The organism is Phyllobacterium chamaecytisi, from assembly GCF_020164455.1.
Classification (GTDB): Bacteria; Pseudomonadota; Alphaproteobacteria; order Rhizobiales; family Rhizobiaceae; genus Phyllobacterium; species Phyllobacterium chamaecytisi.
The window spans coordinates 67978-93813 of record NZ_JAIQWW010000016.1 but is presented as its reverse complement, the minus strand read 5'-3'; the positions used below and the strand labels follow the sequence as shown (position 1 = coordinate 93813).

Genomic DNA, 25836 nt, shown 5'->3' with positions numbered 1-25836 from the left:
CTCGGCTGTGAGATTGTTGCGCTAGCTTGCCTTGATAGACCCCAATTTGCACCATATAGGAAGGAATGCATCTGACTTTCGTCAGATAAGTCCTTGCATCCTATCATGCAATCAACGTTAGAGACGAAAATGACCGAGCCGGTAAATTCCCGCGAATTCGTAGACAATGCGGCGGCACTTGTGGAAGCTGCAAAGCGTGCGGGGGCCGATGCAGCCGATGCGGTTGTCGTGCGTTCGCGCTCGACGGGCGTGACTGTTCGGCTCGGAAAAGTCGAATCAACGGAATCGTCGGAAAGCGACGAGTTTTCGTTGCGCGTATTCGTCGGACGCAAGGTTGCGAGCGTTTCGGCCAATGCCGGCGTTGATCCGAAAGTTTTGGCGGAGCGCGCCGTCGCCATGGCCAAAGTTTCACCGGACGACGCATTTGAAGGGCTTGCCGCCCCCGAAAATCTCGTGCGCAACATCCGTGACCTCGATCTTTATGATTCGACAGTAGTCGACGCAGAGCAATTGACCGAGGCAGCCCTGACCGCAGAAGAAGCCGCTCTTGCTGTCGAAGGCGTTACCAATTCCGGTGGCGGATCGGCGTCGGCGGGAATGGGTGGACTTGTGCTCGTTACGTCTGGCGGCTTTGCCGGGCAGTACATGGGGTCGCGCTTTTCGCGTTCGGTCAGCGCCATTGCCGGAAGCGGCACTGCCATGGAACGCGATTATGATTTTTCGTCGCGCATCTATTTCGAGGCTTTGGAAGACGCTGAAGCCATTGGTCGCTCCGCCGGCGAGCGGGCTGTCAAGCGCCTTGGTGCACGTCAGGCCAAGACCGGCCGCGTCAACGTCGTCTTCGATCCGCGCGTAGCCCGTGGCATTGCCAGCCATATCGCCAGTGCGATCAATGGCGCATCAGTCGCGCGCAAGACCAGTTTTCTCAAGGATCGTATGGGGATGAAAATTCTCTCGGACGCGATCAATGTTACCGACGATCCATTGCGGGTTCGCGGCCCTTCCTCACGTCCCTTCGATGGCGAAGGGATGGAGGGTGTGCCCCTCAACATGATTGAGAATGGTGTACTCAGGCATTGGTTCCTGTCGACCTCGACAGCCAAGGAATTGAGCTTGACCACAAATGGCCGGGGTGTGCGTTCTGGTTCGACGGTTGTCCCATCTTCGACCAACTTCGCTATAGAACCCGGAGACAAGACACCTGAAGAAATCATCCGTTCTGTCGGGACGGGCTTCTACGTTACCGAGCTTTTCGGCCATGGTGTTGACATGGTCACCGGTGAGTACAGTCGAGGTGCTTCGGGATTCTGGATCGAGAACGGCGAACTTGCTTACCCGGTGAGCGAAGTCACCATCGCCTCCAATCTTAAGGAGATGTTTCTCAATCTCGTTGCCGCCAACGATATTGATCGCAATTTCGGTGTTGCCAGCCCGACTCTCCTGATCGAAGGCATGACTCTTGCCGGCAAATAAACAAAATCGCGAAGATCTCGAACTGATACGTGAGGCTGCAGAGGGAGCAGGTCGAATAGCGCTCTCGTATTTTAAGCAAGCGCCGCAGATCTGGATGAAGACAGGCAATTCGCCGGTCACAGAGGCAGACCTTGCTGCAGACAAGTATCTAAAGGACATGTTGCTGACGGCACGGCCCGACTATGGCTGGATATCGGAGGAAACCCTCGATGAGCGGGTAGCTTCACCCAGACAACGGTTCTTTGTGGTCGATCCGATCGATGGAACTCGAGCCTTTATCGAAGGGCAGGATGTCTGGTGTGTCAGCGTTGCCGTCATTGAAAATGGGCGGCCTGTCGCGGGTGTACTCGACTGTCCTGCGCGCGAGGAAATATTCACGGCATTGCCGGGTTTCGGCGCGGTGCAAAATGGCAGTGCTATTCGCGTTCAGGCCGAGAACCAGCCATTCAAGGTAGCGGGACCTGGGGCATTCTTGAAAAGACTGCCGGAGCGTTTTCTGGCCTCTATCGAACATACGCCTTATGTGGCCTCGCTGGCCTATCGGATCGCCATGGTGGCGCGCGGCGATATTGCCGGAACTTTTGTGCGCCCCAACTCGCACGACTGGGATTTGGCTGCTGCGGACCTCATCCTTTCGGAGGCGGGTGGCAATGTCTTGACAGCGGATGGCAAGCCACTCACCTACGGCTTACGCAATACCAGCACCGGCGATTACCGGCATGAGGCGCTCGTCGCCGCCAGCGGTCTACTAATGGATAACATGTTGGCCGTTGTCGCCGAAACCGCCTTCGGATAAACAGGCAGTAACTTCAATTCGATCATTTGGATGGGCAACCATGAGCGAAAACGCATCAGATCAAAAGCAACTGCTTCATCTCGTCTTTGGCGGCGAGCTGAAGAAACTGGGCGGTGTGGAATTTCGCGATCTCGACAAGCTCGATATTGTCGGCATCTACCCAAATTTCGAAACCGCACAGCGTGCGTGGAAATCCAAAGCACAGCAGACGGTGGATAATGCGCACATGCGCTATTTCATCGTGCACATGCATAAGTTGCTGGATCCAGTCACAGGCAAGGCAGACTGATCGCTCGTGCGGTCTATTATCGGCATGAGTGAACACATCCCAGTGGCAACCAAGTCTCCCCGGCGAAAAAGCGGGATGCTGAAACGTTTTTGGCGGAGGGTACGTGGCCCCTTGGCAAACTCGCCGATGGTCCGCTCGATGATCGCTTTTCTGATCACGCAGTTTTTCCGGCTGGTCAATGCTACCAACCAGAGGCTTCCCGGTTCCTCCGATCTTGAGGAAATGAAACGCGGTGGCGAACCTTTCATCGCGGTTGCTTGGCACGGCCAGCACCTGATGGCGCCGTTCCTCATGCCGCGCGGTGTTCGCTTTGTTGCCATGTTCTCGAAAAGCAAGGATGCTGAACTCAATGCACGTGTCGCTGAACGCTTTGGCGTCGAGATCGTGCGCGGTTCCGGCGGGAGAGACCGGGCCAGGGGAGCGGTAAAAGGTGGTGCGCGCGCTTTGCTCGCCTTGAAAAAAGCACTCAAGGAAGGTAAGACCGCTGCCATGATTGCTGATATCCCGCACGGGACGCCGCGTGAATCCGGAATTGGCGTCGTCCTTCTTGCCAAGCTGTCTGGCCGTCCAATTCTCCCGATTTGCTACCTGACGTCTAAACGAAAAGTCTTGGAGAAGAGCTGGGACAAGACCACCATTCCCTTGCCCTTTGGCAGGTCGGGGCTGATTATTGGCGACCCTATTTTCGTGCCGGAGGATGCCGACGATGCAATGCTTGAAGCCAAACGTGTCGAATTGACCAACAGTTTGAATGCGAACACCGTTCGGGTGCATGAGTTGGTGGATGGTAGAGTATGAGTGAACGTTGGGCGCGATTTGTCCTGAGCACCTATCGATGGGTCGGTGCAGCAGCCTTTCCGATCGTTGGTGCCTATGTGGCTTTCCGCGCGAGCAAAGGCAAGGAAGAGCGCGGTCGTCATGGCGAGCGCTACGGCAATGCGAGCGTTGCCCGCCCTTCGGGTCCACTCATTTGGGTTCATGCTGCCAGTGTCGGCGAGACATCGGCTGTCACGCCGCTTGTGGAAGCAATCATCGATACGGGTATCCATGTGGTCCTGACGACGGGCACCGTCACGTCTGCGAAGATGGTGCAGGAACGCCTCGGGGACCGGGTCATTCATCAGTATGTCCCGCTCGACCTCAAGCCTGCAGTCGATCGTTTTCTAACCCACTGGCAGCCCGATCTCGCAGTCATCTGCGAATCCGAAATCTGGCCGATGACGATCCTCGAACTCGGGACGCGCCGGGTCCCGCAAGTTCTCGTCAACGGCCGTTTGTCGGATCGATCTTTCGCATCGTGGCACAGGCGCGCATCAATCGCCGAAGCCTTGTTCGAAAACCTTGCGCATGTCGTCGCCCAATCCGAAGTCGATGGCGAACGGTTCCGCGCGCTTGGTGCAAGACCGGTGACGGTTTCGGGCAATCTAAAGGTCGACACGGCCGTGCCGCCAGTAAACACGGCAGAGCTCGCTTCGCTCCAGCGTATGATCGGAACGCGCAAGATTTGGGCAGCCATTTCAACTCACCAGGGCGAAGAGGCGGTCGTTGCGCAGGTCCACCATATGCTGAAGGCCAGGCATCGCGATTTGCTGACCATCATCGTTCCCCGCCATCCGGATCGTGCAGCGCAGATTGCAGCCGAGATTGAGAAGTTGGGCATGAAGGTCGCGCTGCGTAGCCGCGGCGATCAGATTGAACCCGATACCGACATTTATCTTGGCGATACGATAGGCGACATGGGACTTTATCTGCGGCTGACGGAAATCGCCTTTGTTGGTCGTTCGTTGACGGCCCAGGGCGGGCAAAACCCCCTTGAACCTGCCATGCTGAAGTCCGCTATTCTTTCCGGGCGAAATGTCCAGAATTTCCGTGATTCCTATCAGCGACTGATCAAAAATGGCGGCGCCAAGCTTGTACGCGACAAGGACATGCTGGCTGGCGCGGTGAATTATCTGTTCAACAACCCCGCAGAACGCCAAATCATGATCGATGCCGGGTTGAAGACCGTCGAAGACATGCGCGGTTCCCTGACCCGCACCATGACGGCGCTTGAGCCTTTTATTCAGCCGCTGGTTCTTCAAGCACGTCTGAGCAATCGCGAAGGCGGCTGGAAATGACGAGTGAGGCGCCTCCGTTCTGGTGGGAGAAACCGGATTGGCGCGCTCGGGCTCTGAGTCCCCTGTCAAAAATATATGGAATTGTTGCCGGCCGACGTATTCGCCGGGCCAAACCGCCAGCCATACCTGTGCCTGTACTGTGCATAGGTAACTTTACCCTGGGCGGAGCAGGCAAAACGCCGACATCAATAGCGTTTGCGCAGGCGGCGACTGCAGCAGGTCTCAAGCCAGGCATTGTTTCGCGTGGTTATGGCGGCGCGTTCTCCGGTCTGCACCGCGTTGATCTGGACCACGACAGTGCCCGCCATGTCGGCGACGAGCCGATGCTGCTCGCGCGGCATGCACCTGTCGTCGTATGCACAGACCGCCTTGCCGGTGCGAAGTCCCTGCAGGACGCGGGATGCGACTTCATAATCATGGACGATGGCTTCCAGAGCGCCCGTCTTCACTTCGATTATGCCCTGCTCGTCGTCGATGCCCGACGTGGCATCGGCAACGGCCATGTCTTCCCGGGTGGTCCCTTGCGCGCGCCCTTGACCGACCAGCTGGTTCGTACCGACGCGTTGCTGAAGATCGGCACGGCGAACGGCGCTGACAAACTGGTCCGAAACGCTGCGCGTGCGGCGAAGCCCGTCTACGAGGCCGTCCTCAAACCCAAAGCATTGGAAGGGATAGCAGATAAACCGTTACTCGCTTTTGCGGGGATTGGCGATCCATCCAAATTCTTCAGGACGCTTGAAGGGGCGGGTGCCAAGGTCGAGCAAACAAGATCGTTCCCCGACCATCACCCCTATAAGGACGAGGACGTTGCCGATCTTGTAAGGGACGCCGGCAAGGACGGTCTTACTTTGATTACAACGGCAAAGGACCAGGTGCGGTTGCTGGACGGTAGCCCGGCCGTGAAAGAGTTCGCGTCGCGGGTCCTCGTTCTGGAGGTGGAACTCGTCTTCAGTCATCCTCAGACTGCGTCGCGCATCATTCGGGAAACGCGAGATCGCGCCCGGATGCGTTGTCTCAAACGCTCATAACCGCCCGCGGAAATTCCGGATCCTCGGCGGTGCTTCGCGCATGGGTATATCGAGATTGCGTCCAGTCGTCTGGCTGAAGTTGCGGTCATTCGAGAAAAGAATAGTGCCTCCACGCCGAATTTCGACGGAAAGCGCAACGCGCGGCACCGATCCACTCGCTGGAATCTCGATTTCATATGCCACGGGGAAATAGCCATTGCGGTTGAGCGTGAAGCTGGTCCCGCCAATCTTGGGCATATGGGAGGAATTTCCGCCTGTGGCGTCATAGGCGTTGATGTATACGACGGAACTTGCCGTAAGCCACGTATAGGGAGAACCTCGCAGATAGCCGCGTATGGTTTTCGTTGGTCCGCTATAGGCCGGCTCGCGGCTCGAGCTATCTGTGGTGCAGCCGCTCGCTAGTATAGCGGCTGCAAGAAGCGAAAATATTGCTACGCGTCGCGAGACCATGTCAGGCCTTGCTGCGTTGACGCAGAGCGGGGTTCATCTCTATCTCGCGCTCCAATGAAATCCGTGCGTCGGCGTAGGCTTCCTGCCGCGCGACGCTCCAGTACTTCAGTTCGTCAAGCGGGATCTTTTCGGAGGTAACGGAACACAAGACGTAGGAGCCCGGCGACAGGACCTGGAAATCACCGTCGAGATAGCGGATTTTGGCTTCGCGCGAGCCAGGGCCTTCAAATCTGTTCATAAATGCGTTCCGGTTTTATCAATTCATTTCATTTAGGCGCCCGTGGTCATGCCGGTCAAGACTCACCTGCGGCCAAACAAGCGCTCAATGTCTGTCAACTTCAATTCAATATAGGTGGGGCGGCCGTGATTACAGGTACCGGAGCCTGGAGTTTCCTCCATCTGGCGCAGCAGGGCATTCATTTCGTCGGGTTTCAAGCGTCGTCCGGCGCGAACAGAGCCATGGCATGCCATGGTCGCGGCAACGTGATCGAGAATGGCTTTGAGACCGTCCGACGTATCGTGTTCGGCAATTTCATCAGCGAGATCGCGGATCAGTTTCTGCGTATCGATTTCACCCAGCATGGAGGGCGTTTCACGCACGGCGATCGCACCTGGCCCGAAAGACTCAATACCAAGGCCGAAGCGCGCTAGTGTCTCCGCGTGGGCCACAAGCCGCCCGACGTCTTCTTCCGGCAAATCGACGATTTCGGGGATGAGCAGCAGCTGCGCGGGCAGGGGCTTCGAATGAAGCGCATTTTTCAGTGCCTCATAGACGAGCCGCTCGTGGGCCGCATGCTGGTCGACAATGACCAGACTGTCTTCTGTCTGTGAGACGATATAGTTGGAATGAATCTGCGCTCTTGCAGCCCCAAGCGGCGCTGATAGCAGCTCCTGTGGAGCCTCAGCCATCCCAGCCCGTGTGTCTGTGGCAAGTGCCGTTGCACCATCGTAAAGGAAGGCCTGAACCGTTTCCGCAAAACCCTCTCCACCATGCGAGGCTACGGGTTCTGCTTCGAACGGACGATAAGGTGATTGCTGGACATTGTAGTTCTGATTGACCGCGGCAGCCCCCTGCCAGCGCTGTGCTGCTGGTCGGATTGGTTCTACGCCGCCAAGTCGGAATGAATTCAGCATCGCGTCGGCACCGCTGGTCGCGGCACGGATGCCGGATTGGCCAAGTGCTTCGCGAATGGCCCCAACGATCAACCCCCGCACCAGCCCGGGATCACGGAAGCGCACGTCGGCTTTGGCCGGATGCACATTGACGTCAACAAGAGCCGGATCAAGATTGAGGAAAAGCACGACGACTGGATGCCGGTCGCGCGAAATCACATCGGCATAGGCGCCGCGTATCGCGCCCCAGATTTGCTTGTCGCGGACGGGGCGTCCGTTCACATAGGCAAATTGCTGCAGGCTGTTGGCGCGATTGAATGCAGGAATGCCAGCAAAGCCGGACAGGCGCACACCATCGCGCATTGCATCGATAGCAATGGCGTTTTCGGGAAATTCCTTGCCGAGCACCTGCGAAATGCGCTCCAGCATCCCCGTCGATCCCGTGCCGGTTGCGGCAAGATCCAAAGGTGTGCGGTCGCTTCCGGCAATTGAAAAGCGGATATGTGGAAAAGCGATTGCGACGCGTTTGACCACATCGCTTATAGCGGTAGCTTCGGCGCGATCCGTTTTCATGAACTTCAGTCGTGCCGGCGTCGCAAAAAACAGATCACGTACTTCTGCAATCGTTCCCCCATTCATTGGCGTCGGGCGAGGCCCCTCCAGGCGTCCGCCGTGAACGTTGACTTCAAATCCGGAATCCGCCTCGGCTATCCGCGATTTCATTGAAAGCCGCGATACCGAGCCGATCGATGGCAATGCTTCACCGCGAAAGCCGAGTGCGCGTATGTCATGGACATTGTCGGTTAGCTTTGAAGTACAGTGACGCGCAACGGCGAGAGTTAGCTCGTCAGACGGAATCCCCGATCCATTGTCGCTGACGCGGATCAAATTCTTGCCGCCGCCTGCAGTAACGATATCGATGCGGGTTGCGCCGGCATCGATAGCATTCTCGACGAGTTCTTTCACTACGCTCGCCGGGCGTTCGATGACTTCGCCCGCGGCGATCTGGTTTATGATTGTTTCGGTCAGCTGCTTGATAGCCATCGAAAACCTATACTGGATTCGTCCTTCGACGGAAATCCGGCGGGTTGGCTGTCCTCAGGAAACATTTGGACATCCATCTGGCTTTGGACACAAGTTTGATGATAGGGCTTTTCCATAATCAAGGAGGAAACTCAAATGGCCAATTCGAAGCCGTCCTTTGTCTGGACTGATCCCTTTCTCTTGGAAGATCAATTGACCGAAGACGAGCGGATGATCCGCGACAGCGCCCGTGCCTTCGCGCAAAACGAGCTGCTGCCGCGTATCGAAGAGGCCTATCTCGAGGAGAAGACCGATCCCGACCTTTTCAGGCTGATGGGCGATTCCGGCCTTCTCGGTGTCACCTTGCCTGAGGAATACGGCACCGCCGGAGCATCTTATGTGGCATACGGCCTTGTGGCCCGAGAAGTCGAGCGTGTCGACAGCGGTTATCGCTCCATGATGAGCGTCCAGTCGTCGCTGGTCATGTATCCGATCTATGCCTACGGCTCCGAGGAGCAGCGCAAGAAATACCTGCCAAAGCTTGCTTCGGGTGAGTGGATTGGCTGCTTCGGACTGACCGAGCCCGACGCTGGGTCGGATCCCGCCGGAATGAAAACCCGCGCGACAAAAGTCGCGGACGGATACCAGTTGTCCGGCTCGAAGATGTGGATTTCCAATTCACCCATAGCCGACGTTTTTGTCGTCTGGGCTAAATCTGACGCGCATGATGGCCAGATCAGGGGATTTGTCCTGGAAAAGGGCATGAAGGGTCTTTCCGCGCCGAAGATCGGCGGGAAGCTCTCGCTGCGTGCATCGATAACGGGCGAAATCGTCATGGATGGCGTGGTTGTCGGTGAAGAGCACCTGCTGCCGAATGTTTCCGGCCTGAAGGGGCCGTTCGGTTGCCTCAATCGCGCTCGCTACGGCATCTCATGGGGCGTTATGGGCGCTGCGGAGGATTGCTGGCAGCGCACAGTGCAGTATGGGCTTGATCGCAAGCAGTTCGGACGGCCGCTCGCCGCGACGCAGCTCTTTCAGAAGAAATTCGCTGACATGCAGACGGAAATCGCTCTCGGGCTACAAGCCTCGTTGCGCGTTGGCCGTCTGATGGACGAAGACAAAGTCGCACCAGAGATGATCAGTCTTATCAAGCGCAACAATTGTGGCAAGGCGCTGGATATCGCCCGTGTCGCCCGCGACATGCATGGCGGCAATGGCATCCAGATCGGCTATCATGTCATGCGGCACGCGCAGAACCTTGAGACCGTCAATACCTATGAGGGCACGCACGACGTGCACGCCCTCATTCTAGGCCGCGCCCAGACGGGTATCCAGGCGTTCTTCTAAGCCTCAGCTTTTCTGCTGTTGGACGATGCCATAAATATTGGTTGAGCGTGCGCCAGAGCGGCAATAGGCGAGGACAGGTCCTTCCGATTCCGCCAACGCTTTGGCCATGGCATCGACGTCGTCCTGGGTCAGTTGACCGGAGATAACCGGAACATAATAAATCGGAATGCCTGCTTTTTCGGCAACCTGAGAAATTTCAGCGAAATCTGGCTGGTCCGGCGATTCGCCGTCCGGACGGTTGCAAATCAGCGCCTGATAGCCTGCGGCAACGATATCGCGCACGTCATCCGGTGAAATCTGGCCGGTCACAGCAAAATCTTCGTCAATTTGACGGATGTCCATTTTTTGTCCTTGGAAGAGTTGGTGTCGAAGTACCATACATCAAACGGAGGCCAATGCCATATCAAAGCATCTTTACTCTCTGCCCATGCCTATTAAATCATCATATATAACTATGTGACTAAAGTATGAGCTTAAGGGGGGTGCGAAAGCGTCCGAACCAAACATCTTGCAAAAAATGCATTGACTATGAAAACCCATAATATGCTGATAATTTTGAATAATTCAGATGTCTTTAACCGACGAACACGACTTGGCACGCTCGTTGCTTAGAACTCCTTTGGTACCAACAACCAAAAGAGGGGTTCACCTGAATGTTCAATTTTCCAGCCAAATTTATCGGGACTTTGGCGGCCGCCGCCATGGGTGCGTCCCTGGCCATGTCACCCGCGAGCGCCGCGGACGACACGATCAAGGTCGGCATTCTGCATTCGCTATCCGGGACGATGGCGATTTCCGAAACGACCCTCAAGGATACAATGCTGTTCTTGATCGACGAGCAGAACAAAAAGGGCGGCGTACTTGGCAAGAAACTTGAGGCTGTGGTGGTTGATCCTGCGTCGGACTGGCCGCTCTTCGCCGAAAAGGCACGCCAGCTGATCGAGCAGGATAAAGTCGCCGCCGTATTCGGCTGCTGGACATCCTCTTCGCGTAAATCGGTTCTGCCGGTTTTCGAAGAGCTGAACTCGATGCTGTTCTACCCTGTCCAGTACGAGGGTGAAGAAAGCTCGCGCAATGTGTTCTACACAGGCGCCGCTCCAAACCAGCAGGCTATTCCGGCCGTCGATTACCTCGCCAAGGAAGAGGGCGTGGAGCGCTGGGTTCTGGCCGGCACTGACTACGTTTACCCGCAGACCACCAACAAGATCCTGAAAGCCTACCTCAACGCCAAAGGCGTCAAGGATGAGGACATCATGATCAACTACACGCCATTCGGCCAGTCCGATTGGCAGACGATCGTCTCCGATATCAAGAAGTTTGGTTCCACCGGCAAGAAGACGGCCGTGGTTTCAACGATCAACGGCGATGCGAACGTGCCTTTCTACAAGGAACTCGCCAACCAGGGCATCAAGGCTGAAGACATTCCAGTCGTTGCCTTCTCGGTCGGCGAAGAAGAATTGGCTGGTCTCGATACCAAGCCGCTCGTCGGCCACCTCGCAGCCTGGAACTATTTCCAGTCGGTCGATGCGGACGCCAATGCTGAGTTCATCAAGGAGTGGCATGCCTATACGAAGAACGACAAGCGCGTGACCAACGACCCGATGGAAGCAACCTATATTGGCTTCAACATGTGGGTTAAGGCTGTTGAGGCTGCAGGCACCACTGACTCCAATGCGGTTATCGATTCAATCGTCGGCACCTCCGTTCCAAATCTTTCCGGCGGCTACGCGACCATGATGCCGAACCATCACATCACCAAGCCTGTGCTGATCGGTGAAGTGCAGGACGATGGCCAGTTCGACATCGTCTACCAGACCCCCGGCCTCGTCGTCGGTGATGAATGGTCCGATTACCTTCCGGGCTCCAAAGACCTGATCTCTGACTGGCGCAAGCCCATGTCGTGCGGCAATTTCAACATTGTCAGCGGCAAGTGCGGCGGTGTTACCAACTAGGGTTTGAACTCCCAGGCTTCGGGTCCGGGGCACATCCGAAGCTGACTCCATCCCCACCTTACGTGTGGGGATGGAGTTTCCGCCGAAAATTTCAACACAGGATTGATTGATGCGATTGAACCGCCTGCTGTCCGTATTCATTCTGATGCTTGGCTTTTGTTGTCACATTGCCCAGTCCAATGCGCAGACTGTTGATGACGCGACGCTGCGGCCGCTTGTTCAGGCGCTTGCCGGTGACAATTTCGAGAACACGACCAAGGCCATCTCGGACTTGGTCAAGACCGGCGATCCACGCGTCTCCAAAATCCTCGATGCGCTCAGCGCCGGTGATCTCTACGTGGCAAAAGCCGACAAGACTGTCTTTCTTGGCAAACGTGACGGTTCTGACTACGCCGCAACCGATCCGCTGACCGGGACAAAACTCGATCCCGTGCCGCGGTCATCCGCCGAAAAGATCAAGGTCAACAATCGCTTGCGCCGTGATATCGCTGCTGCCATCGGCGGACTGACCCTGATGAGCGATAATATCGCCGAGCGCCGTTCAGCCGCAGAAGCTATCCTGAAGACCCGCGATCCGGAGTCGATCCCGCTATTGGATCAAGCCATCGCAGCGGAAAAGGACGCGGGCGTCAAAGTGCTCATGCAACAGGCCAAAGCTGCTGCTGTTCTGAATTCCGACGCGGCAGACGATGTGAAAATTGCCGCCATCACGGAAGTGAGTGCCGGCAACAGCCGCGATGCTCTGGGTTTGCTTACGCCACTTGAGAACGTGCAGGGTCCGGTTGGCGAAGCGGCGAAGGCGGCTATCGACAGCATCAATACCAAGCTCGCATTCTGGAACGCCATCCAGAATGTCGTTTACGGCCTGTCATTGGGTTCGGTGTTGTTGCTCGCCGCCATCGGACTTGCCATTACCTTCGGTGTCATGGGTGTCATCAACATGGCACATGGCGAGATGGTCATGATCGGCGCCTATACGACATTCGTCGTGCAGCAGATAATCCGGACGTCGGCGCCCGGACTGTTCGACTACTCGCTGCTCATAGCTCTCCCCGCCGCATTTCTCGTTTCTGGCGGGATAGGCGTGGTCATTGAGCGCGGCATTATCCGCTTTCTCTACGGACGTCCTCTTGAAACGTTGCTGGCAACCTGGGGCATTTCGCTTGTGCTACAACAGGCAATTCGCTCCTGGTTTGGGGCGTCCAATGTGCAGGTCGGCAATCCATCCTGGATGGCTGGGTCTTTCGATCTGGGCTTGATCACGCTGACATGGTCGCGCCTGTGGATCATCGTTTTTGCTTTATCCGTCTTTGCCATCCTGCAATTGGTCCTGAAGAAGACCATGCTTGGTTTGCGCATGCGCGCAGTCACCCAAAATCGCCGCATGGCCTCGTCGATGGGTATCAGGACACCTTGGGTCGATGCGCTCACCTTTGGTCTCGGTTCCGGCATCGCTGGTATCGCAGGCGTGGCGCTTAGCCAGATCGACAATGTCAGTCCCAATCTCGGCCAGGGCTATATCATCGACAGCTTTATGGTCGTCGTCTTTGGCGGTGTCGGCAATCTCTGGGGCACGTTGGTCGGCGCCATGTCGCTGGGTATCGCCAACAAGTTCCTCGAGCCTTTCGCCGGCGCTGTCCTCGGCAAGATCGTCGTGCTTGTGCTTATCATCCTGTTCATTCAGAAGCGCCCGCGAGGTCTCTTCGCACTCAAGGGAAGGGCGATAGAGGCATGATCACCCAATGGTTTTTCACCCATGTTGATCGGCGCGGTGGGATTGCCATTGCGCTGCTTGTAGCAATCGCCTTCCTCGTACCACTCTCAAACCTCCTGTTGCCGGAAACTTCGCCACTTCATATCCCGACCTATCTGGTTTCTCTGATCGGCAAGTACCTGACTTATGCGCTGCTAGCAGTCGCGCTTGATCTGGTTTGGGGGTTCTGCGGGATCCTTTCGCTCGGTCACGGCGCGTTTTTTGCGTTGGGTGGCTACGCAATGGGCATGTATCTGATGCGCCAGATCGGCCCGCGCGGTGTTTATGCCGATCCAGTGCTTCCGGATTTCATGGTCTTCCTGAACTGGAAGGAATTGCCCTGGTTCTGGCACGGCTTCGATAATTTCTGGTTCGCAGCGCTGATGGTCGTTCTTGTTCCCGGCGCGCTTGCATTTGGCTTTGGCTGGCTTGCCTTTCGCTCCCGCGTCACCGGCGTTTACCTGTCGATCATCACCCAGGCGCTGACCTATGCGCTGCTACTCGCTTTTTTTCGCAACGACATGGGATTTGGCGGCAATAATGGCCTGACGGATTTCAAGGACATTCTCGGCTTCAACATCCAGGCTGGAACCACCCGCTCAATGCTGTTCGCGGCGACCGCGCTGTTTCTGGCACTGGCCGTCTTCGTGTCGAGTTTCATCATTCGATCCAAGCTCGGCAAGGTCCTGGTCGGTGTCCGCGATGCGGAAAGCCGCATGCGCTTTCTTGGCTATCGTGTCGATCGCTACAAGCTGTTCGTCTGGACCATTTCTGCAATGATGGCGGGCATAGCCGGCGCGCTCTACGTGCCCCAGGTCGGTATTATCAACCCCTCGGAGTTCGAGCCGGCCAATTCCATCGAGGCCGTCATCTGGGTTGCGGTGGGCGGCCGTGGAACAATTATCGGACCTATCATCGGCGCTGTATTGGTCAATTTTGGCAAGACCTATTTCACGGCCGCATTCCCGGAAATCTGGCTGTTCGCGCTGGGCGCGCTGTTCATCATCGTCACCCTGTTCCTGCCAAAGGGCATCCTCGGTCTCTATGGCTCGTGGAGAACAAAACTGGCTGACCGCGCCGCGCGAAAGAAGGACAGCGCGCCCCCGCCAGTTGCCGCCGAGAATGTGCACCTTCCCGAACCTCAGGCAGCGGAATAGATCATGAAAGCTCAGGATACCCTTCTCTATCTCGATGGCGTTTCGGTCTCGTTCGATGGTTTCCGCGCCATCAATAATCTGTCGCTTGTGCTGCAGGCCGGGGAAATGCGCGCCATTATCGGTCCGAATGGTGCCGGCAAGACGACGATGATGGATATCATCACCGGCAAGACAAAGCCGGATGCTGGCGACGTTTATTTCAATGGCGAAGTGGATCTGACCAGGCACGACGAGGCGGAAATCGCTTTGCTCGGCATCGGCCGCAAATTCCAGAAGCCGACGGTTTTCGAAAGCCACACGGTTGAAGACAATCTGGTGCTGGCTCTCTCCGGTCCGCGTTCGGCATTTTCAGCACTTTTCCATAAACAGAGCGCGAACGAAGCCGAACGGATCGAGGATATACTTTATACGATCCGCCTAAATGGAAAACGCGACTGGCTCGCGGCGAATCTTTCGCACGGTCAGAAACAATGGCTCGAGATCGGGATGCTGCTGGCGCAGGACCCGAAGCTGTTGCTGGTCGATGAGCCGGTGGCGGGAATGACCGATGCCGAGACGGCGGAAACGGCCAAGCTGTTGCGCGAAATCGCCAAGACGAGGTCGGTGCTCGTCGTCGAACACGACATGCATTTCGTCCGCGAACTCGACGTGAAGGTGACGTGCCTGCACGAAGGTTCGGTGCTGGCTGAAGGCTCGCTCGATTTCGTCAGTAATGATCAGCGTGTGATCGAGGTCTATCTTGGCCGATAAAGACCTATTCCAAAGAAGTGGCTCCGTCCGGAATTTGCGTCAAAAAGAGCAAGGAATTCTCCCATGCTGACAATTGAAAATGCGTCTCTGCACTATGGTGCCGCGCAAGCGCTGCGCGGTGTTTCGTTGCAAGTGAAACCGAAATCGATCACCTGTATCCTCGGGCGCAATGGCGTCGGCAAGACCAGCATGCTCAGAGCCATCGTCGGTCAGCACCCGCTTTCTTCCGGTTCGATCAGTTTTGAAGGATCGGCTCTGGGAAGGAAACCACCCTATGATCGTGCCCGCGCGGGCATTGCTTTCGTTCCGCAGGGGCGCGAGATTTTCCCGTTGCTAACTGTCCGCGAAAACCTCGCAACCGGCTTTGCTGCGGCGACGCGCGGCAATCGCAATGTCCCCCCGGAAGTCTTCGAACTGTTCCCGGTATTAAAGACTATGCTCGGGCGGCGCGGCGGCGATCTCTCCGGTGGTCAGCAGCAACAGCTTGCCATCGGCCGGGCGCTGGTGACACGGCCGAAACTGTTGGTTCTCGATGAGCCGACCGAAGGTATCCAGCCTTCGATCATCAAGGATATCGGCCGGGCGATCCAGTTCCTGCGTGATCAGGCCGGCCTCGCAATCCTTCTCGTGGAACAGTATCTCGATTTCTGCCGCGAACTTGCTGATCACGTCTACATTATGGATCGCGGTGAGATCGTTCATTCCGGCGATGCCGCGAGCCTCGATAAACCGGAAGTGCGCAAGTTCCTGACCGTTTGAAAAACTTGGCTTGCTGATTATGCAGGATCATCGCTAGGGTCGCTTTAAGAGGAGCAACCCTGCATGATCGACAAGCTGGAATTTTTCATCGCTTTGGCGCACCACAAGCATTTCGGCCGGGCGGCAGAAGAATGCGGTGTCACCCAGCCGACGCTTTCCGCAGCGATCCGCCAGCTTGAGGATACGCTCGGTGTCGTACTCGTACAGCGTGCGTCGCGTTTCAAGGGCCTGACGTCGGAAGGTCAGCGTGTACTTGAGTGGGCCCGCCGCATTGTTGGTGATACCCGCACGATGCGCGAGGAGATCCGCGCCGCCCGCTTCGGCCTTGCCGGGCACGTGAAGATCGCCGCCATTCCGACCGCACTTGCCATGGTCTCGCGGCTGACAACGCCTTTCCGTGAAAAGCACCCGGATGTTACATTCTCCGTGACGTCGCGAACATCGCTTGAAGTATTGACGCTGCTCAGCAATTTCGAGATCGATATCGGTATCAGCTACCTGGACAATGAGCCGCTCGGACGCGTGACGTCCGTGCCGCTTTACACCGAGCGCTACCAGCTCATTACTTCGTCCGGCAATACCTATTCCGATCGGAAGTCGGTCACATGGGCGGAGGTGGGGCAGTTGCCGCTTTGCCTTCTCACTATGGACATGCAGAATCGCCGTCTCATCAACAAGCATTTGCAGGAGGCGGGGGTCGAGGTTCACCCGACACTCGAGTCTAATTCCATGATCGTGCTATTCTCGCACATAAGAACCGGAAAATGGGCTAGCATTATGCCGCTCAACCTTGCCGAGACGCTGGGATTTGCCGAACCGATCCGTTCGATACCCATCGTCGAGCCTGACGCGCGCCACCTCGTTGGACTGGTTGCTGCGGATCGTGAACCACATACACCATTGGTTTCGGCGCTGTTGCACGAGGCACGCGCATTGGCTGTAAGTATGAATATGGTTTGATAGAAATTTTCTATCGCTCAACGAGACTGCGGTATTGATAATGCCACGCAACTTTGATCTATCTTGGGTTGTGGGGAGAAACAAGGGAGGGCGTTGCACGATATGCAAAGCGCAAGTACCGATATCGCCAGCAGAGCGATAGGCATTATCGATCAACTAAAGGGCAAAGAAGGCCCGCTTCTTCCAATTCTGCACGAATTGCAGGACGAATTCGGCTATGTTCCACCGGAAACGCTTCCGTTGATTGCACAGGCCCTCAACATTTCCCGCGCCGAAGTCCATGGCGTTTTTACCTTTTATCATGATTACCGCGATCATCCTGCTGGCCGGCATGTCCTGAAGCTTTGCCGGGCTGAAGCGTGTCAGTCCATGGGCGGCGATGCGCTCGCCGATCGGGCGCGCCAGCTTCTCGGGATCGATTGGCATGGTACGACAGCCGATGGTGCGGTGACGCTTGAGCCAGTTTATTGCCTCGGCCTTTGTGCCTGTGCACCTGCCGCGATGCTTGACGACGAGGTGATTGGACGTCTCGACGCCGAGCAACTCGAGGAAATCGCAGCGGAGGTGCGGCTATGACAATCACTTTTTACGTTCCGCGCGATTCCGGTGCCTTGGCGCTTGGCGCCGAAAAGGTCGCCAGATCCCTGCAGGCTGAAATCGACACACGCAACCTCGATGCGCGAATCGTCCGCAATGGCTCGCGCGGCATGTATTGGCTGGAGCCGATGGTCGAGGTCGAAACGCCTAGCGGCCGTATCGCCTATGGCCCGGTCAAGGGCTCCGATGTGGCGGCACTGCTTGACAATGGCATGGCCGAGGGCGGGGTGCATCCTCTCTGGCTCGGCCTCATCGATCATCACCCCTTCCTCGCCAAACAGACACGCCTGACCTTTGCCCGTTGCGGCATCACGGATCCTGTCTCCCTCGAAGATTATCGTGCCCATGATGGTCTGAAGGGTCTGGAAAACGCTCTCAAGCTAACGCCTGCCGAAATCGTGGCCCAGGTGACGGAGTCCGGCTTGCGCGGTCGCGGCGGTGCGGGCTTCCCGACCGGTATCAAATGGAAGACGGTTCTCGAAACCACTGGTTCGCAGAAATATATCGTCTGCAACGCTGACGAAGGGGATAGCGGTACTTTTGCTGATCGCATGATCATGGAAGGCGATCCCTTCGTGTTGATCGAGGGCATGGCCATCGCTGGCATCGCCGTCGGCGCAACGAAGGGTTACATCTACACGCGCTCTGAATATCCGCATGCCATTGCTGTCATGAACGAAGCGCTGGAGATCGCTCGTGAGGGCGGCGTCCTTGGGCCGTCCGTGCTTGGCTCGTCTCATGTGTTTGACATTGAAGTCCGCGTCGGGGCAGGGGCCTATGTTTGCGGCGAGGAAACCGCGTTGCTGGAAAGCCTCGAAGGGCGCCGCGGCATTGTTCGCGCCAAGCCGCCGCTGCCAGCGCATAAAGGCCTTTTCGGTAAGCCAACCGTCATCAACAATGTCATCTCTCTGGCTTCCGTTCCTGTCATCCTCGATAAAGGCGCTCCTTTCTATAAGGATTTCGGCATGGGCCGTTCCCGAGGCACCATCCCGCTGCAGATCGCCGGCAATGTGAAACATGGCGGTCTCTTCGAAGCTGCCTTTGGTCTCACGCTTGGCGAAATCGTCGATGACATTGGCGGTGGCACGGCCACAGGACGTCCGGTCAAAGCTGTGCAGGTCGGTGGCCCGCTCGGCGCCTATTTCCCGCGCGAACTCTTCGATACGCCCTTTGACTACGAAGCGTTCGCCGCAAAGGATGGCCTTATCGGTCATGCTGGTTTGGTGGTTTTCGATGACAGCGTGGACATGCTGAAGCAGGCGCGTTTCGCCATGGAATTCTGCGCGATCGAATCCTGCGGCAAATGCACTCCCTGCCGCATCGGTTCAACACGCGGTGTCGAAGTCGTCGATCGCATCTCGGCCAACATCGAGCCTGAAAAGCAGATCGAGGTTTTGACCGACTTGTGCAACACGATGAAGTTTGGCTCGCTCTGTGCCTTGGGTGGCTTCACGCCCTATCCGGTCATGAGCGCTCTCACCCATTTTCCTGAAGATTTCCGCCCCGCGCCAATCGCCGTAGCGGCGGAATAGGAGCTGTTTTATGTCTCTCATTGAAGAAATCGACTACGGTACGCCGAAATCTCTTTCCGAAAAGATGATCACGCTGACCATTGATGGCAACGAGGTCACTGTGCCCGAAGGCACTTCGATCATGCGCGCCTCCATGGAAGCCGGTATCAAGGTTCCCAAGCTCTGCGCCACTGACATGGTGGATGCGTTCGGCTCTTGCCGCCTCTGCCTGATAGAGATCGAAGGCCGTAATGGCACGCCCGCCTCCTGCACGACGCCGGCAATGGAAGGACTGGTCGTCCATACCCAAACGCAGCGTCTGAAGAATATCCGCAAAGGCGTCATGGAGCTTTATATCTCCGATCATCCGCTTGATTGCCTAACCTGCGCGGCCAACGGCGATTGCGAACTGCAGGACATGGCAGGCGCAGTGGGTCTTCGCGATGTGCGTTATGGCTATGAGGGCGATAACCACGTTTTCGCCAAGGCGCATGACGTTGCCAATGATCGCTGGATGCCTAAGGACGAGTCCAATCCCTATTTCACCTATGATCCTGCCAAATGCATCGTCTGCTCGCGCTGCGTACGAGCCTGCGAGGAAGTCCAGGGTACATTCGCTCTGACCATCGAAGGCCGTGGTTTCTCCAGCCGCGTTTCGCCGGGCATGCATGAGAATTTCGTCGATAGCGAATGTGTTTCCTGTGGCGCCTGTGTCCAGGCTTGTCCGACAGCAACATTGACCGAAAAATCAGTCATCGAGATTGGTCAGCCGGAACATTCGAAAGTGACGACCTGCGCCTATTGCGGCGTCGGCTGCTCATTCAAGGCCGAGATGCGAGGCGAAGAACTCGTTCGCATGGTGCCCTGGAAGGACGGCAAGGCCAATCGCGGCCATTCCTGCGTCAAGGGTCGCTTTGCCTACGGCTATTCAACCCACAAGGACCGCATTCTCAACCCGATGATCCGCGAGAAGATCTCGGATCCATGGCGCGAAGTCACGTGGGAAGAAGCTTACAAGCACGTCGCCAACGAATTCCGCCGCATCCAGTATCAGTATGGACGCAATTCCATCGGCGGTATCACATCGTCTCGCTGCACCAATGAAGAGACATATCTTGTCCAGAAACTGGTGCGCGCCGGTTTTGGTAACAACAATGTCGATACTTGTGCCCGCGTTTGCCATTCGCCAACGGGCTATGGCCTCAGAACGACATTTGGTACTTCTGCAGGCACGCAGGATTTCGACAGTGTCGAGCACACCGACGTCGTAATGATTATCGGCGCCAATCCGACCGATGGTCATCCTGTCTTTGCTTCCCGGTTGAAGAAGCGGCTGCGCAAGGGTGCAAAACTGATCGTCGTCGATCCGCGCCGCATCGATCTGGTGCGTTCACCCCATGTTGAAGCTGCACAGCACCTTCCGTTGCGTCCCGGTACCAACGTTGCCGTTGTCACCTCGATGGCGCATGTGATCGTTACCGAAGGGCTCTTCAACGAGAAGTTCATCCGCGAACGTTGCGATTGGGATGAGTTCCAGGATTGGGCAGCCTTCGTTTCTTCTCCTGAGCATAGCCCGGAAGCCATCGAACAGCTGTCAGGCGTTGATCCCCAGGCTTTGCGCGAGGCCGCACGGCTTTTCGCAACCGGCGGCAATGGCGCGATCTACTATGGTCTTGGTGTTACCGAGCATAGCCAGGGCTCGACAACCGTCATGGCTATCGCAAACCTCGCCATGGCGACCGGCAATATCGGCCGCAAGGGCGTCGGCGTGAACCCGCTCCGCGGTCAGAACAATGTGCAGGGTTCCTGTGATATGGGTTCGTTCCCGCACGAACTTCCGGGTTACCGCCATATCTCCGATGAATCGACGCGTGACATTTTCGACAAGCTCTGGGGCGTGAAGCTGCAGGACGAGCCCGGCCTTCGCATTCCGAATATGCTCGACGCTGCCGTTGATGGCACCTTCAAGGGCATCTACATCCAGGGCGAGGACATCCTTCAGTCGGACCCCGATACCAAGCACGTTGCTGCCGGTCTTGCCGCCATGGAATGCGTCGTCGTGCACGACCTCTTCCTGAATGAGACCGCCAACTACGCCCATGTTTTCCTGCCCGGCTCTACCTTCCTTGAAAAGGATGGTACGTTCACCAATGCCGAGCGCCGGATCAATCGCGTGCGCAAGGTTATGAGCCCGCTCAACGGTTATGCCGATTGGGAGGTCACGCAGAACCTCGCAAATGCCATGGGACTTGGCTGGAGCTACACCCATCCTTCCGAAATCATGGACGAAGTCGCGTTGACGACTCCGAGTTTCGCCGGTGTAACCTACGACCTTCTGGACAAGGAAGGATCGGTTCAATGGCCGTGCAACGAAAAGGCGCCGTTGGGAACGCCCATCATGCATATCGACAGCTTTGCGCGTGGCAAGGGCAAGTTCATCCGAACCGAATATGTCGCGACGGACGAGCGAACCGGACCACGCTTCCCGCTGCTTCTCACGACGGGACGCATCCTCTCGCAATACAATGTCGGGGCGCAGACACGCCGCACGCATAACGTCGTCTGGCACGAAGAGGACCGGCTCGAGATCCACGCCCATGACGCCGAGCAGCGCGGCATTCGTGATGGCGATTGGGTGAAGATCACCAGCCGTGCAGGCGAAACCACACTGCGGGCGCTGATCACCGATCGCGTATCGCCGGGTGTTGTCTATACGACCTTCCACCATCCGACGACGCAGGCCAATGTCATCACCACGGATTTCTCCGATTGGGCGACCAATTGTCCGGAATACAAGGTTACGGCGGTGCAGGTCGGCGCCTCGAACGGTCCGAGCGACTGGCAGATCGAGTATGACGAGCAGGCGCGCCAGAGCAGGCGTATTGCTCCTGTGTTGGACGCCGCGGAGTAACCATGCCCGAGGAGCGTCCAACACTGCTTGTCGTTCCGCGCATCACCCGCCGCCGCAAGGGTGCGGGTGATGTTTACGCGACAGACAACAGGATGGTGCCTGAAGAAACCCCAATTGCCTTCAGCTACAACGGCACCACCCATGCGGTCATGATGGCGACGCCAGCCGACATGGAGGATTTCGCTGTCGGCTTCAGCCTGTCGGAGGGCATCGTTTCGCAGCTCGACGAAATCAGCGAAATTACCGTCGAGGAGCATGACGAGGGTGTCGATGTCCAGATCGTGCTCGCAGGTGAAGCGGGCCAGGAACTCACGGATCGCCGCCGCCGCATGGCCGGACCTGTCGGCTGCGGCCTCTGCGGCATCGAGTCGATCGAGCAGGCTCTGAAACCCGTCGCTTCGGTCGATAGAGCCAAACTCAAGCTGACGCCGGATGAAATCGCGGACGCGGTCAAGCTGCTCTCGCAGGTCCAGCCGTTGCACAGTGAAACCGGCGCGGTCCACGCCGCCGGGTTCTATGTTCCGGGCAAGGGCATCGTTGCAGCGCGCGAAGATGTTGGCCGCCATAATGCGCTGGACAAGCTGGCCGGAGCTCTCTGCCGCTCTGGTGTCGAGGGCAAGACTGGCGCGGTCGTCATCACCAGCCGCGTATCCATTGAAATGGTGCAAAAAGCGGCGATCGTCGGCGCTCCGATCCTGATCGCCGTGTCGGCGCCGACAGCCTTGGCGATCCGCACAGCGCATGCCGCGGGCATGACGCTTGTTGCGCTTGTGCGCGGTGATGAATTCGATGTATTTACCCGCCCTGAGCGCGTCCCGGCCGCTTTGGCCCAGCTGGATGCAAAAGCGACGGATGTGCTTCCCAAGCCGAATCCCGATCCGGCTGCATCGACTCTCGTTCAAAGTCCCACTGTAAGATTGGTGCAATATGGATAGTGAAAGCCACAAATCGACGGCGACCAAGCTCGTCTACATGGCCAACCAGATAGCGGCGTTCTTCCATACACAGCCGAAGGATGAGGCGGTGGCAGGTGTTGCTGACCACATCAACCATTTCTGGGAGCCACGCATGCGCGAGCAGTTTTTCGCGATCCTTGAACAAGAGGATAACGGCTTTGATCCGCTGGTGGTAGAAGCTGCAAAACACATCCGCAAGCCTGGGCCGGTTCCGGCCTGATCACCAATTGCCTGATACTTGGGCGGTCTTGGGAATTCGGACACTTTCGGTGTCTGGATGACGTTGCAGCAGGCGATAGTCTTATTCACATAGCGGCAATATCTGAAATCGGTGCCCCTAAGGGGGCCTCTCATTCTTGGTCATTGATTGCCGAATAGCCTGCCTACGACAAGAACAAACGGAAGCCACAAAAGCAGGAATACGACATAGGGTGCAGAGCGAGTAATATAAGGCTCGTAGTCGGCCTTCGTATTTTTGTCGTCCCTCAGCATTTGCCCCCCTGCAACGTTCGTGTCTTCAGGCCAAAATGTTAATCCGGCCAAGCAACTATGCAGCAAGCGGTGTTGGGCAACAATAGCTCCGCGGTCGTCAAAATTCATTATGAAGCAAGGTGTTACGTCCAATATGCTTTAGGGCCGCGCTGCTCGAAATCATTAGAGTTTTACCAATAAAGTTAATGTTCTCCGAATGCAGTTGTAATCAGTTTGTCTTCTTGATAGGCGAAACAGCAGCACCGCCTACCCTCCGCAAGGTCCCCATGCTTCGTCGATTTATCGGGCAAGAACCCAGTCCGCTCACCGGCATTGCCCTGGCCGCGCTCGGCTATTCACTCTTTGCTATTCAGGATGCGCTGGTGAAGTGGCTGGTGGCAGACTATTCGGTGCCGCAGATATTGTTCATGCGCAGTGTGATCATCGTCATCTTTGCCGCAATCATGGTGCGGCATGAACGGCATCCGTCGATCCTGAAGAGCCCGCACAAGCGATCGCTCGCTATTCGTGCCGCGCTGATGCTTGGCGCATGGCTCTCCTATTATTCCGCGGCGCGCCACCTCGGGCTTGCCGAAATCACCACCATGTATTTCTCCGCGCCGGTGATGGTTGTCATCCTCTCGATCTTTGTTCTGAAGGAGAAGGTGGGACTGGTTCGCTGGATAGCGTCCATCGCGGGATTCGTGGGGGTGATTCTCGCAGCGAATCCGGCGGAAACACCCGATCTCGCGCCTGCGGGAATGGTACTGTTTGCCGGTTTTTGCTGGGCGTGGAGCGTCATTCTCGTGCGCCTCGTCAGCCGTAGCGAAAGCACCTTCAACCAGATGATGGCAACGAGTTTCCTTTTCGCCGTTGTCTGTGGGGCGATGCTTCCATGGTTATGGAAAACACCGAATTTCAACGGCTGGATGTTGATGATCAGCCTTGGCCTGGTCGGCTCGGCCGGACAATATTTCCTCTATGAAGGGTTCCGCTACGCCCCGGCGTCGGCTCTTGCGCCCATCGAGTATAGCGGTCTCATCTGGGCGTTTCTTTACGGCTATCTCATCTGGCACGAGGTGCCGCAATTAAACGTCTTCCTTGGCGCAATTCTCATTGTGGCCTCCAGCCTCTCTCTCGTCTGGTGGGAACGGCGCATGGCAATGGCAGCACGACGCCTGACCGTGTAGTTGCGCTATTGCCTGCACACCGCGCGTGGATCGAATGGCAGATCGGCCAGCTGATCGAGGTCCATGGCCTGTAGTGTCGGGTGCGCAAGTGGATCCCTTTGCCAGTTGGACTCAGCATCATCTCCGGACTCGATTTGCCCGCCGCAGAACCGTGCTATCAGGGCTCGGAGCAGAAAGAAAATCTTCATCGTCTGACTCCCTTGTGTTCAAACATGCGTTATTCTGTGCAGGATATCTCGTAAGGGCAATCCAGATTGCCGAAACCGTCGTAAAGAAATTCTTTATGAAAAACTTAAACAAAGTCCACCTCAACGGTTTGAAGGCAGTGGAAGCGATCGGACGTTTGGGTTCACTGCCGAAGGCCGCGGAGGAACTCGGCGTATCGGTCAGCGCGGTCAGCCAGCAATTGATACGCACCGAGGGCCAGATTGGACATGCCATCTTCGAGCGAACGCGCGGCGGGCTGGTGGCGACGGCGTTCGGCAAAGGCTTTCTTGCCAAGCTGGAAGAAGGCTTTCAGTCACTGTCAAAGGCCGTCTCAATGGCTGATGGGACGGATCAGACGCTCATGCTTTCCGTTGCTCCTACCTTCGCCTCGAAATGGCTCGTTCCACGTCTTGGCCGTTTGCGTAGTGCCCATCCGGACCTCAAAATCCGCATTGATCCTTCACCCGGCATCGTCGATCTGAAAAGTTCGGACATCGATCTCGCTATCCGGCTTGGAAAAGGCGATTGGCGGGACGGCGCTCCGGAACGGCTTCTGCCGCAAAGGATGTTTCCGGTTTGCACGCGGAATGTGGCTCTCAGGTTGCAAGGACCTGCCGATATCTTCAATCAACCGATCATCTGTTATGACAATCCGATGTTCAGCTGGGATGATTGGCAGGCCGCCGCTGGTCTTGATGGTCCGTTGCCTTTCGACGGGACAACTTTTTCCGATCCGTGGCTTGGGCTTGAAGCTGCGATCAGCGGGCAGGGAATCATGCTCGCCTGGGACCTGTTTGTTGAAGATGCCTTGGCGGATGGCAGGCTGGTTGCACCTTTCCCCACGCGCGTACCGTCGTCCGTGGGTTATTGGTTGGTCATGCCGAACAACCGCAAACCAAGCCTTCAAACGCTGCACTTCCAGCGCTGGATTCGCAGCGAAATCGAGCGAGAGAATGCAACCGGATCGCATGATCTGTTGACAAGTTATACCGAAGTTTGAACAGTGCCCCCACACCAAAATAGTGG

25 protein-coding genes are annotated in these 25836 nt (G+C 56.9%); 20 read left to right on the top strand and 5 right to left on the bottom strand.

The window, feature by feature from the left end; genetic code table 11:
- The first annotated feature begins 129 nt into the window (after nucleotides 1-129).
- From LB462_RS22010 to lpxK, 6 genes are read left to right on the top strand one after another with little or no spacing between them, the layout of a single operon-like run.
- Entirely contained in the window at nucleotides 130-1473 is a 1344-nt protein-coding gene (locus tag LB462_RS22010) for a TldD/PmbA family protein (RefSeq protein ID WP_224512460.1), read from the top strand.
- Entirely contained in the window at nucleotides 1460-2269 is an 810-nt protein-coding gene (locus tag LB462_RS22005) for a 3'(2'),5'-bisphosphate nucleotidase CysQ (protein WP_224512458.1), read from the top strand. Before LB462_RS22010 ends, LB462_RS22005 begins: the two co-directional genes overlap by 14 nt.
- Nucleotides 2270-2309: 40 nt before the next feature.
- Complete coding sequence (locus LB462_RS22000; RefSeq protein WP_224512456.1) at nucleotides 2310-2558, top strand: DUF4170 domain-containing protein; 249 nt, start codon at nucleotides 2310-2312, stop codon at nucleotides 2556-2558.
- A gap of 24 nt (nucleotides 2559-2582) precedes the next feature.
- Entirely contained in the window at nucleotides 2583-3356 is a 774-nt protein-coding gene (locus LB462_RS21995) for a lysophospholipid acyltransferase family protein (protein ID WP_224512454.1), read from the top strand.
- Nucleotides 3353-4675 (top strand): lipid IV(A) 3-deoxy-D-manno-octulosonic acid transferase, encoded by a 1323-nt coding sequence (gene waaA / locus LB462_RS21990; protein WP_224512453.1) that lies wholly within the window; start codon nucleotides 3353-3355, stop codon nucleotides 4673-4675. The genes LB462_RS21995 and waaA overlap by 4 nt, the downstream gene beginning before the upstream one ends.
- Entirely contained in the window at nucleotides 4672-5703 is a 1032-nt protein-coding gene (gene lpxK / locus LB462_RS21985; RefSeq protein ID WP_224512451.1) for a tetraacyldisaccharide 4'-kinase, read from the top strand. The genes waaA and lpxK overlap by 4 nt, the downstream gene beginning before the upstream one ends.
- Here lpxK and LB462_RS21980 read toward each other — a convergent pair.
- The 3 genes from LB462_RS21980 to mutL form a co-directional block, all read right to left on the bottom strand.
- On the bottom strand, nucleotides 5698-6153 hold the full coding sequence (locus LB462_RS21980) for a hypothetical protein (protein ID WP_224512449.1): 456 nt from the start codon (nucleotides 6151-6153) through the stop codon (nucleotides 5698-5700). The two genes, lpxK and LB462_RS21980, sit on opposite strands and share 6 nt — an antisense overlap.
- A 1-nt stretch (nucleotide 6154) precedes the next feature.
- Entirely contained in the window at nucleotides 6155-6391 is a 237-nt protein-coding gene (locus LB462_RS21975; RefSeq protein WP_112525945.1) for a DUF2093 domain-containing protein, read from the bottom strand.
- 62 nt (nucleotides 6392-6453) lie between these two features.
- Nucleotides 6454-8310: a DNA mismatch repair endonuclease MutL gene (mutL, locus tag LB462_RS21970; RefSeq protein WP_224512447.1), complete on the bottom strand. Its 1857-nt coding sequence runs from the start codon at nucleotides 8308-8310 to the stop codon at nucleotides 6454-6456.
- A gap of 135 nt (nucleotides 8311-8445) precedes the next feature.
- Here mutL and LB462_RS21965 point away from each other — a divergent pair, with 135 nt between their 5' ends.
- Nucleotides 8446-9636 carry an acyl-CoA dehydrogenase gene (locus LB462_RS21965; protein WP_224512436.1) on the top strand — a complete coding sequence of 397 codons (1191 nt, stop codon included), beginning with the start codon at nucleotides 8446-8448 and terminating at the stop codon, nucleotides 9634-9636.
- A 3-nt stretch (nucleotides 9637-9639) separates the two neighbouring features.
- Here the strand turns inward: LB462_RS21965 and LB462_RS21960 are convergent, their stop codons facing one another.
- Nucleotides 9640-9978: a protein tyrosine phosphatase family protein gene (locus tag LB462_RS21960; RefSeq protein ID WP_224512435.1), complete on the bottom strand. Its 339-nt coding sequence runs from the start codon at nucleotides 9976-9978 to the stop codon at nucleotides 9640-9642.
- 359 nt (nucleotides 9979-10337) lie between these two features.
- Between LB462_RS21960 and urtA the strand changes: the two genes are divergently transcribed.
- From urtA to LB462_RS21900, 12 genes are all read left to right on the top strand, one after another.
- Nucleotides 10338-11588 (top strand): urea ABC transporter substrate-binding protein, encoded by a 1251-nt coding sequence (gene urtA, locus LB462_RS21955; protein ID WP_370637266.1) that lies wholly within the window; start codon nucleotides 10338-10340, stop codon nucleotides 11586-11588.
- 109 nt (nucleotides 11589-11697) lie between these two features.
- The gene (gene urtB / locus LB462_RS21950; protein WP_224512431.1) at nucleotides 11698-13323 is read left to right on the top strand and encodes an urea ABC transporter permease subunit UrtB; all 1626 of its coding nucleotides are present in this window, start codon (nucleotides 11698-11700) and stop codon (nucleotides 13321-13323) included.
- Nucleotides 13320-14498, top strand: coding sequence for an urea ABC transporter permease subunit UrtC (gene urtC / locus LB462_RS21945; protein WP_224512429.1), 1179 nt, complete (start codon nucleotides 13320-13322; stop codon nucleotides 14496-14498). Before urtB ends, urtC begins: the two co-directional genes overlap by 4 nt.
- Nucleotides 14499-14501: 3 nt before the next feature.
- The gene (gene urtD, locus LB462_RS21940; protein WP_224512428.1) at nucleotides 14502-15248 is read left to right on the top strand and encodes an urea ABC transporter ATP-binding protein UrtD; all 747 of its coding nucleotides are present in this window, start codon (nucleotides 14502-14504) and stop codon (nucleotides 15246-15248) included.
- A gap of 63 nt (nucleotides 15249-15311) precedes the next feature.
- Complete coding sequence (urtE, locus tag LB462_RS21935; RefSeq protein WP_224512425.1) at nucleotides 15312-16007, top strand: urea ABC transporter ATP-binding subunit UrtE; 696 nt, start codon at nucleotides 15312-15314, stop codon at nucleotides 16005-16007.
- Nucleotides 16008-16070: 63 nt separating this feature from the next.
- Complete coding sequence (locus tag LB462_RS21930; protein ID WP_224512423.1) at nucleotides 16071-16967, top strand: LysR family transcriptional regulator; 897 nt, start codon at nucleotides 16071-16073, stop codon at nucleotides 16965-16967.
- 102 nt (nucleotides 16968-17069) lie between these two features.
- The gene (locus LB462_RS21925; RefSeq protein ID WP_112525925.1) at nucleotides 17070-17543 is read left to right on the top strand and encodes a formate dehydrogenase subunit gamma; all 474 of its coding nucleotides are present in this window, start codon (nucleotides 17070-17072) and stop codon (nucleotides 17541-17543) included.
- Nucleotides 17540-19096, top strand: a complete 1557-nt coding sequence (locus LB462_RS21920) for a formate dehydrogenase beta subunit (RefSeq protein ID WP_224512420.1) — start codon at nucleotides 17540-17542, stop codon at nucleotides 19094-19096. The genes LB462_RS21925 and LB462_RS21920 overlap by 4 nt, the downstream gene beginning before the upstream one ends.
- A 10-nt stretch (nucleotides 19097-19106) precedes the next feature.
- Nucleotides 19107-21986: a formate dehydrogenase subunit alpha gene (fdhF, locus tag LB462_RS21915; RefSeq protein ID WP_224512418.1), complete on the top strand. Its 2880-nt coding sequence runs from the start codon at nucleotides 19107-19109 to the stop codon at nucleotides 21984-21986.
- Nucleotides 21987-21988: 2 nt separating this feature from the next.
- Nucleotides 21989-22921: a formate dehydrogenase accessory sulfurtransferase FdhD gene (gene fdhD / locus LB462_RS21910; protein WP_224512416.1), complete on the top strand. Its 933-nt coding sequence runs from the start codon at nucleotides 21989-21991 to the stop codon at nucleotides 22919-22921.
- The gene (locus LB462_RS21905) at nucleotides 22914-23162 is read left to right on the top strand and encodes a formate dehydrogenase subunit delta (protein ID WP_112525917.1); all 249 of its coding nucleotides are present in this window, start codon (nucleotides 22914-22916) and stop codon (nucleotides 23160-23162) included. Before fdhD ends, LB462_RS21905 begins: the two co-directional genes overlap by 8 nt.
- Nucleotides 23163-23700: 538 nt before the next feature.
- Complete coding sequence (locus LB462_RS21900) at nucleotides 23701-24603, top strand: DMT family transporter (protein ID WP_224512414.1); 903 nt, start codon at nucleotides 23701-23703, stop codon at nucleotides 24601-24603.
- Between the two features lie 5 nt (nucleotides 24604-24608).
- Here LB462_RS21900 and LB462_RS21895 read toward each other — a convergent pair whose 3' ends face one another.
- Complete coding sequence (locus tag LB462_RS21895) at nucleotides 24609-24791, bottom strand: hypothetical protein (protein ID WP_224512412.1); 183 nt, start codon at nucleotides 24789-24791, stop codon at nucleotides 24609-24611.
- A 95-nt stretch (nucleotides 24792-24886) separates the two neighbouring features.
- Between LB462_RS21895 and LB462_RS21890 the strand changes: the two genes are divergently transcribed.
- The gene (locus LB462_RS21890; protein WP_224512410.1) at nucleotides 24887-25810 is read left to right on the top strand and encodes a LysR substrate-binding domain-containing protein; all 924 of its coding nucleotides are present in this window, start codon (nucleotides 24887-24889) and stop codon (nucleotides 25808-25810) included.
- Nucleotides 25811-25836: the final 26 nt, after the last annotated feature.

Excerpts from the sequence above, each read along its gene's own strand:
- LB462_RS22010 (WP_224512460.1), top strand. The coding sequence starts at position 130 with ATGACCGAGCCGGTAAATTCCCGCGAATTCGTAGACAATGCGGCGGCA.
- LB462_RS22000 (WP_224512456.1), top strand. The coding sequence starts at position 2,310 with ATGAGCGAAAACGCATCAGATCAAAAGCAACTGCTTCATCTCGTCTTT.
- LB462_RS21995 (WP_224512454.1), top strand. The coding sequence starts at position 2,583 with ATGAGTGAACACATCCCAGTGGCAACCAAGTCTCCCCGGCGAAAAAGC.
- waaA (WP_224512453.1), top strand. The coding sequence starts at position 3,353 with ATGAGTGAACGTTGGGCGCGATTTGTCCTGAGCACCTATCGATGGGTC.
- lpxK (WP_224512451.1), top strand. The coding sequence starts at position 4,672 with ATGACGAGTGAGGCGCCTCCGTTCTGGTGGGAGAAACCGGATTGGCGC.
- LB462_RS21980 (WP_224512449.1), bottom strand. The coding sequence starts at position 6,153 with ATGGTCTCGCGACGCGTAGCAATATTTTCGCTTCTTGCAGCCGCTATA.
- LB462_RS21975 (WP_112525945.1), bottom strand. The coding sequence starts at position 6,391 with ATGAACAGATTTGAAGGCCCTGGCTCGCGCGAAGCCAAAATCCGCTAT.
- mutL (WP_224512447.1), bottom strand. The coding sequence starts at position 8,310 with ATGGCTATCAAGCAGCTGACCGAAACAATCATAAACCAGATCGCCGCG.
- LB462_RS21965 (WP_224512436.1), top strand. The coding sequence starts at position 8,446 with ATGGCCAATTCGAAGCCGTCCTTTGTCTGGACTGATCCCTTTCTCTTG.
- LB462_RS21960 (WP_224512435.1), bottom strand. The coding sequence starts at position 9,978 with ATGGACATCCGTCAAATTGACGAAGATTTTGCTGTGACCGGCCAGATT.
- urtA (WP_370637266.1), top strand. The coding sequence starts at position 10,338 with ATGGGTGCGTCCCTGGCCATGTCACCCGCGAGCGCCGCGGACGACACG.
- urtB (WP_224512431.1), top strand. The coding sequence starts at position 11,698 with ATGCGATTGAACCGCCTGCTGTCCGTATTCATTCTGATGCTTGGCTTT.
- urtC (WP_224512429.1), top strand. The coding sequence starts at position 13,320 with ATGATCACCCAATGGTTTTTCACCCATGTTGATCGGCGCGGTGGGATT.
- urtD (WP_224512428.1), top strand. The coding sequence starts at position 14,502 with ATGAAAGCTCAGGATACCCTTCTCTATCTCGATGGCGTTTCGGTCTCG.
- urtE (WP_224512425.1), top strand. The coding sequence starts at position 15,312 with ATGCTGACAATTGAAAATGCGTCTCTGCACTATGGTGCCGCGCAAGCG.
- LB462_RS21930 (WP_224512423.1), top strand. The coding sequence starts at position 16,071 with ATGATCGACAAGCTGGAATTTTTCATCGCTTTGGCGCACCACAAGCAT.
- LB462_RS21925 (WP_112525925.1), top strand. The coding sequence starts at position 17,070 with ATGCAAAGCGCAAGTACCGATATCGCCAGCAGAGCGATAGGCATTATC.
- LB462_RS21920 (WP_224512420.1), top strand. The coding sequence starts at position 17,540 with ATGACAATCACTTTTTACGTTCCGCGCGATTCCGGTGCCTTGGCGCTT.
- fdhF (WP_224512418.1), top strand. The coding sequence starts at position 19,107 with ATGTCTCTCATTGAAGAAATCGACTACGGTACGCCGAAATCTCTTTCC.
- fdhD (WP_224512416.1), top strand. The coding sequence starts at position 21,989 with ATGCCCGAGGAGCGTCCAACACTGCTTGTCGTTCCGCGCATCACCCGC.
- LB462_RS21905 (WP_112525917.1), top strand. The coding sequence starts at position 22,914 with ATGGATAGTGAAAGCCACAAATCGACGGCGACCAAGCTCGTCTACATG.
- LB462_RS21900 (WP_224512414.1), top strand. The coding sequence starts at position 23,701 with ATGCTTCGTCGATTTATCGGGCAAGAACCCAGTCCGCTCACCGGCATT.
- LB462_RS21895 (WP_224512412.1), bottom strand. The coding sequence starts at position 24,791 with ATGAAGATTTTCTTTCTGCTCCGAGCCCTGATAGCACGGTTCTGCGGC.
- LB462_RS21890 (WP_224512410.1), top strand. The coding sequence starts at position 24,887 with ATGAAAAACTTAAACAAAGTCCACCTCAACGGTTTGAAGGCAGTGGAA.